The following is an 8,550-nucleotide window of genomic DNA, read 5'->3' as shown; positions in this document are numbered from 1 at the left end:
TTCCACAGATTCCACAGATTCCACAGATTCCACAGATTCCACAGATTCCACAGATTCCACAGATTCCACAGATTCCACAGATTCCACAGATTCCACAGATTCCACAGATTCCACAGATTCCACAGATTCCACAGATTCCACAGATTCCACAGATTCCACAGATTCCACAGATTCCACAGATGGTTTTATTTCATTAAGAGGGGGTGTTTCAAGCAATTCTTTTACAATATTGATCTGTTCTAAATGATTTGACTCATGATTTTGCTGAGGTGCATTTTCCGACATCAAAAGTAATCTTTGCTGAATGCTCATTCGAATATTTTTCGTTTCTTCTTTTGCATTTTTATAATCTAAACGAACAATACATTTTACTCGAACCTGACCATGATCATCGACGGTGATACATTTAATCCGCTCTCCAACTTGCGGTTCAAGCGTATTATTTGGAAAATCATCAAGTACGAAAACCAAATCACTCTTTGGTTTAGTCAGCGCAATAATCCCCGATTTATGCGCTGAGTCATAAACCTTGACCACCCCTTTTTTAAACATTTTAAATCTCATTACTTAAACATAAAAAAGAGGCTCAAAACCTCCACTAAATCATAATCAATTTTAACCTTTTTGAACACTAGTAAAGCTTTTATCACTAGGACCACTTGCTCAATATGCTTATTCGGCAGATTCTGAGTATGAGAGAACACCCCCACCACCAGCCTTTATATTCAATAAAATCAAAAATATACTTAATATAAAAGTGTCAAATTTATTGAGAACAGAACATTTTCCCCATAAAAAAAGCGCCTAGATGGCACTTTTTTTATTCGGTCTCGACAAAATTGAGCTTCACATAGAATTCCATCAGCATTTCCATCCATTTTAGTATTGGAAGAGTTTCTGATAAAGAGCTCAGCTGCTTCATAAAGCCACTTCTAATGGCAAGACTCTCAGTCATCCATGGAGCTTCAATTGCTTTTGCTATTGATCATCTTAACCCTTGAAATAAGCTTACGCCTAACAATTCAACCATAATGATCAGAGCAATCAGCGTCGAAAATTTGACAGCAATGATGTCGTAATTGATTTATTGTGCGTAGATATTTGTGTTTTCTTGGCTTTGGCAGGATTGGCTTCTAATAGTTCAATACTGGTTGCTTTAAACTTACCTTCATTTTCTTCCATCACAAATTTAACTTTTTGATTATATTTAGGCTCACCTTCAGATGCAGGGAAAGCTGAAATATGGAAAAAAACATCTTGTTCGCGTGTAGATATAAAACCATAGCCTTTTTCAGGATTATATTGCTTAATTTTTCCGATTTGAAATTCTAGTTTCATGAACTTTACCCTATTCTGTAAATGCTATAGTCGCAGTATATTAAAAAAGAGGCAATATCGCCTCTTTTATTGAGTCAGTCTAAAACTTAATCTTTTTGCACTGAACCAAAAATCTTATCACCCGCATCACCCAGACCCGGAACAATATAACCTTGTTCATTTAAGCCTTGGTCAACTGATGCAGTGAAAATCGTCACATCTGGATGTGCAATTTCAACACGTTTAATTCCTTCAGGTGCAGCCACTAACACCATAACGCGTATATCTTTACAACCGCTTGCTTTCAATACATCAATCGCAGCAACTAAAGAGCTTCCAGTCGCCAACATTGGATCAATAATCATGGCAATACGGTTTTGTACATCTGGTACTAATTTTTTATAGTAAGTTCGTGCTTCTAGGGTTTCTTCATCACGCTCTAAACCCAACACTGAAACTTTTGCACTCGGAATCAGATTCAGAAAACCTTCTAACATGCCAATTCCTGCACGTAAAATGGGTACAACAGTAATTTTTTTACCTGCAATACGTTGTGTCACTGCTTTGCCAGCCCAACCATCAACCTCATGATCGCACATCGGTAAATCTTTCGTCGCTTCATAAGTCAACAGCATCGTAACTTCTTGAGCAAGCTCGCGGAAGTTCTTAGTACTTATATCTGAACGACGCAACAAACCAAGTTTATGACGAATGAGTGGATGACGAATTTCTTGAATCGGCATGGGAGAACACCTAAAATATAAAAGTAATTTTTTAACATTATAAATGTTTTCATATAATAAGTCAGAAAAGCCCTCAATCAATGAGGGCTTTTTTGTTACATACCAGCGATTTTATCGATTAGTGCTGTTGACTCATCAACATATGCAGCGGTGATAAAATCTCAGATTTTAATGCAAGGTTAATAATCGGATCTGGATATACACCAATCAGAAGTACCAACAATGCAGCACCGAGCACCATAATACCGCCCACTTTCTGTCCCCAATGATCAACTGCATCAATACGTGGAACGTCAGGTGGTGTCATATACATCACAATCATCACGCGTAAGTAGTAATATAAACCAATACCACTTCCGACCACGATCATTGCTGCAAGGAACCAATGTTGAGTGGTTACTGCTGCTAGCACCACCATAAACTTACCGATGAAACCGGCAGTCAATGGAATACCCGCAAGAGATAACATCATCACAGTTAAAGTAGCCGTCAAGATCGGACGGCGCCAGAATAAACCGCGATAGTCAGCAAGTGACTCAGCTTCATCTACGTTGTTATAAGGACTAGACATTAACGCAACAGCACCAAAAGCACCAATGGTGGTTAATGTATATGTCACCACATAAACGCTCACGCTACCTAAACTTGCATAAGTCATACTCACCAATGCAATTAATAAATAACCAAAGTGAGCAATAGATGAATAACCTAGAATACGTTTCAAATTCACTTGACGTACGGCAAGCAGATTACCGACCAGAATCGAAAGTACCGCAATCACGGTAATAATCGTAACCACTGAAGGGATTAAGATTGCACCAGAACTGAGTACGAAACGTACCATTAAGCCAATGGTTGCCACTTTTGCAACAGTCGCGAGGAAAGTTGCAATCGGTGCAGGTGCACCTTGATAAACATCAGGTGTCCATTTATGGAATGGAGCCAATGAAAGTTTAAAACCAATCGCAAAAATGATTAGTCCTAAACCAACAATCACCATCGGTTGCTTAATTACAGCAAACAAGGCTTGGAAAGAGTCATAGAAAGATAATGAACCCGTATATGCATATAAATATGCCATACCCATCAATAGCATTGCCGATGCAGTCGCAGAAAGTACCAAGTACTTGATTCCCGCTTCCAACGATTTTGAACGCTGATGTGTATATGCCAATAGACCATATACTGGAATTGACATTAACTCTAAACTAATAAAGAACGATGCATAATGCGAGCTCGTCACCATTAACATTGCCCCTGCAACAGAGATCAACATTAAGATATACAGCTCTTCACGATTATCTTGATATTTTTCAATATAAGCGTGAGAAAGTGTACAGCAAGCCAGTGCAGCAACCAGTACGATCAATTGATAAAGCAACGTAAATGGATCAACCATAAACATGCCCATCACATTTGCTGGTGCATACGCACCACCAAACATCATGAGTAAAACATCAATTACTGCAAGGTTTAAACCAACCACTGAAGCTGTTGCAATTAAATTATGATTACGTTTAATTGCCGTTAAGATCATCACAATAACCGCAGTCAACGCTACGATCATTACAGGTGCCAAAGGCATGAGATCCGAAAATGACATGGTGAAATTCATGACTATTGGATCTCCACATTTTGTTGCGACACAACGTGTTGAGCCGCATCGACAACTTCTTGAACTGGAATAGAGCTATGCGCTAACCACTCCATACTTGAATGTGAAATATCCAGGAATGTTTGTGGATAAACACCTAACCATAGCAAAGCAAAAGCACAAATCAGTAAAATCACAGTTTCACGTACATTCAAGTCTTTTAACGGGTTGGTATAATGCTGTTTCTGTTCTTCATTTGGCGTACCAAATAAAGCTTTATGAATCAGAATCAAACCATAAATTCCAGCAAAGACTAAGCTGATTGCAGCAAGAATTGTGAATAATGGGAATTTACCAAATGAACCCATCAAAATCAGGAATTCACCAATAAAGTTACCTAAACCAGGAATACCCACCAATGCTGAAACAAAGAACATCAAGAAGAATGGTAAGTATTGAAATTGCCCACGAATACCACCCATCAAACGTAAATCACGCGTATGTAAACGCTCATACACTTGACCACACATAATGAACAATGCAGCAGATGAAATACCATGCGCCAACATCATGATCATTAAACCTTGGAACGTCAAAATATTACCTGCATATAATGCGAGTAATACAAAGCCCATGTGTGAAATTGATGTATATGCAAGTAGGCGTTTCATGTCGGTTTGCTGGAAAGCACACCAAGCGCCGTAGAAGATACCAATTAGACCCAAGATAATGGCAATATCTGCAAATTGTGCAGACGCTGCTGGGAAGAATGGAATCACAAAACGTAATAAACCATACGCAGCAGTTTTAATTAAGATACCGGCTAAGTCTACAGAACCTGCTGTAGGGGCTTGAGCATGTGCATCTGGTAACCAACCATGTAATGGGAAAACAGGAAGTTTTACCGCAAAACCAACAAACATACACAACATTAATGCATAGGCAATATGTGGTGCTTGTGCATCAAGTGTATTTGCAACTGCAAGTAGATAGTTATAATCGAAACCAACCATACCAGTGATCATGTATCCATAAACCACAAGGCCTAGAATACCAATCAGCATGATTAAACCAGCGACTTGGGTATAGATAAAGAATTTAGTAGCTGCATAAACACGAGATTTACCATCTGCGCCTTTATGACCCCAAAGTGCGATTAAGAAATAGATTGGAACCAGCATCATCTCCCAGAAGAAGAAGAACAAGAACAAATCAATGGCTAAGAACACACCGATCACACCACCTAAAGACCAAAGTAGGTTTAAGTGGAAGAAGCCAACATTCTTTTGAATCTCACCCCATGAACAGCCCACTGCAAGTACACCCAGTAATGCAGTCAAACCCACCATAAGCAGTGATAAACCATCTACAGCTAAATGAATATTAATTCCTAGCGCAGTGATCCACGGTACATTAAATTCTGCAGCCCAAGTTGGTGCTTTACCACTCAACTCATAACTAAAACCACCTTGGTTCCAAAGCATAATCGTGAGGCCCAAAGTAATGAGCATCCCGAATAAAGCGATGTAACGTGGTAAATGTTGATCAAATTTATCAACTAACCAACACGTGAAACCTGCAAGAAACGGTACAAGAATCAGCGCGGGTAGAATCCAATTGTTTGTGATTTCCATCTTATTTCCCCACGACCTGAATCACGATCAAGATCATCAGCAATACCACTACACCGAATGACATACTTGATGCATATTCACGTAATGAACCAGTTTGACGGGTACTTGTAAACTTATTACCGCCTTTCACAAGCGCAGGCAATACAAGCCATAAGCCATCAATTGGGTCACGACCCACTATCTTCGCCAATAACAAGTATGGTTGAACAAATACGATGTTATACAGTGAATCGAAACCAAAGGCATTACGACAAATATTCACTAAACCAGCACCAAATGAGGTTGCTGCAAATGATTTAACTGCATTATATGCAAAGGCAAACAACACCACAGCAACAGCCAAACCAACCAACGCAATACCCACAGCGGTATATTCAGCAGCATGCATACCATGCTCTAATGCTTGAGGAATATTAAACGCTGGAATGTGTGCCGCATTTAAAGCATTCATCACCGGTGCTTTAAGGAAATAAGCTAATCCTGTTGATAGAACAGCCAAAATACCCAACGGCGCCCAGTAAGTTGCACCTGTAATTTCATGATAAGGCGTATTTTCTTTACCGAAGAATACAACCCAAATCAGGCGGAAAGTATAAATCGACGTTAAGAAAGCACCAGCAACACCAACCCAATATAATGAGCCATATAATGCTGTGGTTTGACCTTGAACCCAAACTGCACCTAAGATCGCATCTTTAGAGAAGAAGCCGATAGTTAAGAATGGAATTGCTGCAAGTGCACCGCCACCAATAGCGAAGCAAGCAAATAAGAATTTGTTTTTATAGAATAAACCACCCATTTTAAAGATGTTTTGTTCGTGATGATAAGCAAGAATTACCGCACCAGAAGACAAGAATAATAATGCCTTAAAGAATGCATGTGCCAACATGTGGAACAAGCCAGCCTGATACGCTTCAGCACCTACTGCCATAAACATATAACCGAGCTGACTCATAGTTGAATAAGCCAAGATACGTTTAATATCGGTTTGAACCAATGCTGCAAAACCAGCAACCAGTAACGTTACCGCACCTGTAATGGAAATAAATTGCATTACTTCAGGTGTCATTTCAAGCACGCTGAACATACGGCAGCACAGATATACACCTGCTGTTACCATGGTTGCAGCATGGATCAATGCAGATACTGGCGTAGGACCAGCCATCGCATCTGCCAACCATGTTTGTAATGGAATTTGCGCAGATTTACCCGCAGCACCCAAGAACAACATCAAAGATGTCCATAATGCTAAATTATGGTCCAGTGACAATACTTGTGGGGCATTTTCTACAATAGTTCCAATGTGCAAAGTACCAAATTGCTGGAAAAGCAAGAATAATCCGATCAGTAAAAATACATCACCAATACGCGTTACTGTAAATGCTTTAATGGCAGCAATACCATTGCTTGGCGTTGAATAGTAAAAGCCAATCAACAAATAAGAACACAGACCTACGCCTTCCCAACCTAAGAATAACAACGCTAAGTTATCACCCAAGACTAGAATCAACATACTCGCAACGAATAGGTTGAAATACGAGAAGAAGCGCGCGAAGTCTTCTTCACCACGCATATACCATGTTGCGAAAACATGAATTAGGAAACCGACACCGGTCACCATGCCCATCATCAACAGTGATAAGCCATCAAGGTGTAAACTTACACCCGGTGCAAAACCAGCAACACTAAACCACGTCCACAAATGCTGAACATAAACAGTTTCACCACTGTTGGTAAATGCGATACCTGCAATCAATGCAAATAATGCAGATAAACCTACAGAACCTGCACCAATAATGGCAGCAACATTTTCAGGAAGTTTATTACGCCCTGCCGCTAATAGGATAAAACCGATCAGCGGAAATAAAATCGTTAAATATAAATAACTCATCCGCGCATCTCACTCGCAGCATCCACATCCAAATGATGGAAGCGATGATAAAACTGAAGGACGATCGCAAGACCAATACATGCCTCGGCAGCTGCAAGAGTCAAAATCAAAATAAACATGATTTGACCATCGGGTTGTACCCATGCACTACCCGCAACAACGAATGCAAGCGCTGCTGCATTCATCATTACTTCAAGGCTCATTAGCATAAACAATAGGTTGCGTCGTACCATCACACCATAGAAACCGAGTGCAAATAAAATAGATGCAACGATCAAACCATGTTCTAAAGGAATGTTGCCCATTATTCTTTATCCCCTGCTGCACTTGGTTCACGTTTGCCTAAGTGGAATGCTGCCACAAGTGCTGCAAGCAATAACATTGCAGCAACTTCAACCAACAATAGGTAATGAGTGAAGAGTGCTTGACCCACAACTTTAGGACCTACAATTTCACTGCCTAAGACATGTGTTGTGGTGGTGTAATCTGAACCAAGCATCCATACCAAGACTAAGCCAAGTAAGAAACTCATTAATGCAGGAAAAGCCCATGCATCAGATCGAAGCCATTTGCGCTCTTGATCAACTGTATGTTGACCCAGATTCAGCATCATCACGACGAATACGAACAACACCATGATCGCACCCGCATATACAATAACTTCAAGCGCTGCAGCAAATGGAGCACCAATCGTTAAGAAAATACCTGCAACTGCGAGCAAAGACACGATCAAGCTCAACAATGCATGGACGGGATTCGCGTTTGTAACCACGCGAATCGTAGAGATGATGGCCACAAGTGCCATCAAGTAAAATGGCCACATCATGGTAATAAGCTCCGTACGTCAACTGGTGCACTTTCTTTTTGTGCTTGACCTTTCTCTTTACCGTTAATCGCCATACCAGTAACACGGTAGAAATTATAATCAGGATATTTACCAGGGCCAGAAATGAGTAAGTTTTCTTTTTCGTAGACTAAGTCTTGACGAACATACTCACCCATTTCGAAATCTGGTGTTAGTTGGATTGCCGTTGTCGGACATGCTTCTTCACACATACCGCAGAAAATACAGCGTGAGAAGTTGATACGGAAAAACTCCGGATACCAACGACCATCTTCTTTCTCTGCTTTTTGTAAAGAAATACAACCCACTGGACAAGCAACCGCACACAGGTTACATGCCACACAACGCTCTTCACCATCCGGATCACGAGTTAATACAATACGACCACGGTAACGTGGAGGTACGATATCTTCAGCAGGTACTTCAGGATATAAAATGGTGTCACGTTTACGTGTCACGTGGCTAAACACCATCCACAATGACCGTACGATTGATCCAAATCCAGCTAGAATTTTATACATTTTTAA

8 protein-coding genes and 1 pseudogene are annotated in these 8,550 nt (G+C 40.2%); all 9 read right to left on the bottom strand.

The window, feature by feature from the left end:
- Nucleotides 1–552, bottom strand: a pseudogene (locus B9T28_RS11680) (hypothetical protein); the annotation flags it as partial.
- A gap of 492 nt (nt 553–1,044) precedes the next feature.
- Complete coding sequence (locus tag B9T28_RS11675) at nt 1,045–1,338, bottom strand: cold shock domain-containing protein (protein WP_086204165.1); 294 nt, start codon at nt 1,336–1,338, stop codon at nt 1,045–1,047.
- An 86-nt stretch (nt 1,339–1,424) separates the two neighbouring features.
- A complete protein-coding gene (upp, locus tag B9T28_RS11670) occupies nt 1,425–2,060 on the bottom strand; it encodes a uracil phosphoribosyltransferase (RefSeq protein ID WP_086204164.1) in 636 nt (211 codons plus the stop codon).
- Between the two features lie 118 nt (nt 2,061–2,178).
- Nucleotides 2,179–3,675 carry an NADH-quinone oxidoreductase subunit NuoN gene (gene nuoN / locus B9T28_RS11665; RefSeq protein ID WP_086204163.1) on the bottom strand — a complete coding sequence of 499 codons (1,497 nt, stop codon included), beginning with the start codon at nt 3,673–3,675 and terminating at the stop codon, nt 2,179–2,181.
- A gap of 2 nt (nt 3,676–3,677) precedes the next feature.
- Nucleotides 3,678–5,282 (bottom strand): NADH-quinone oxidoreductase subunit M, encoded by a 1,605-nt coding sequence (gene nuoM, locus B9T28_RS11660; RefSeq protein WP_171263516.1) that lies wholly within the window; start codon nt 5,280–5,282, stop codon nt 3,678–3,680.
- A 7-nt stretch (nt 5,283–5,289) separates the two neighbouring features.
- Nucleotides 5,290–7,179 (bottom strand): NADH-quinone oxidoreductase subunit L, encoded by a 1,890-nt coding sequence (gene nuoL, locus B9T28_RS11655; RefSeq protein WP_086204161.1) that lies wholly within the window; start codon nt 7,177–7,179, stop codon nt 5,290–5,292.
- Nucleotides 7,176–7,484: an NADH-quinone oxidoreductase subunit NuoK gene (gene nuoK, locus B9T28_RS11650; RefSeq protein ID WP_086204160.1), complete on the bottom strand. Its 309-nt coding sequence runs from the start codon at nt 7,482–7,484 to the stop codon at nt 7,176–7,178. Before nuoK ends, nuoL begins: the two co-directional genes overlap by 4 nt.
- Nucleotides 7,484–8,002: an NADH-quinone oxidoreductase subunit J gene (gene nuoJ, locus B9T28_RS11645; protein ID WP_171263515.1), complete on the bottom strand. Its 519-nt coding sequence runs from the start codon at nt 8,000–8,002 to the stop codon at nt 7,484–7,486. The genes nuoK and nuoJ overlap by 1 nt, the downstream gene beginning before the upstream one ends.
- On the bottom strand, nt 8,002–8,544 hold the full coding sequence (gene nuoI / locus B9T28_RS11640; protein ID WP_086204158.1) for an NADH-quinone oxidoreductase subunit NuoI: 543 nt from the start codon (nt 8,542–8,544) through the stop codon (nt 8,002–8,004). Before nuoI ends, nuoJ begins: the two co-directional genes overlap by 1 nt.
- Between the last annotated feature and the right edge of the window lie 6 nt (nt 8,545–8,550).

This window comes from Acinetobacter silvestris (assembly GCF_002135235.1).
In the GTDB taxonomy this organism is placed as follows: domain Bacteria; phylum Pseudomonadota; class Gammaproteobacteria; order Pseudomonadales; family Moraxellaceae; genus Acinetobacter; species Acinetobacter silvestris.
Note: the sequence above shows the minus strand (reverse complement) of the source record. Positions and strands in the feature narration are given on the sequence as shown.

Excerpts from the sequence above, each read along its gene's own strand:
- B9T28_RS11675 (WP_086204165.1), bottom strand. The coding sequence starts at position 1,338 with ATGAAACTAGAATTTCAAATCGGAAAAATTAAGCAATATAATCCTGAA.
- upp (WP_086204164.1), bottom strand. The coding sequence starts at position 2,060 with ATGCCGATTCAAGAAATTCGTCATCCACTCATTCGTCATAAACTTGGT.
- nuoN (WP_086204163.1), bottom strand. The coding sequence starts at position 3,675 with ATGAATTTCACCATGTCATTTTCGGATCTCATGCCTTTGGCACCTGTA.
- nuoL (WP_086204161.1), bottom strand. The coding sequence starts at position 7,179 with ATGAGTTATTTATATTTAACGATTTTATTTCCGCTGATCGGTTTTATC.
- nuoK (WP_086204160.1), bottom strand. The coding sequence starts at position 7,484 with ATGGGCAACATTCCTTTAGAACATGGTTTGATCGTTGCATCTATTTTA.
- nuoJ (WP_171263515.1), bottom strand. The coding sequence starts at position 8,002 with ATGTGGCCATTTTACTTGATGGCACTTGTGGCCATCATCTCTACGATT.
- nuoI (WP_086204158.1), bottom strand. The coding sequence starts at position 8,544 with ATGTATAAAATTCTAGCTGGATTTGGATCAATCGTACGGTCATTGTGG.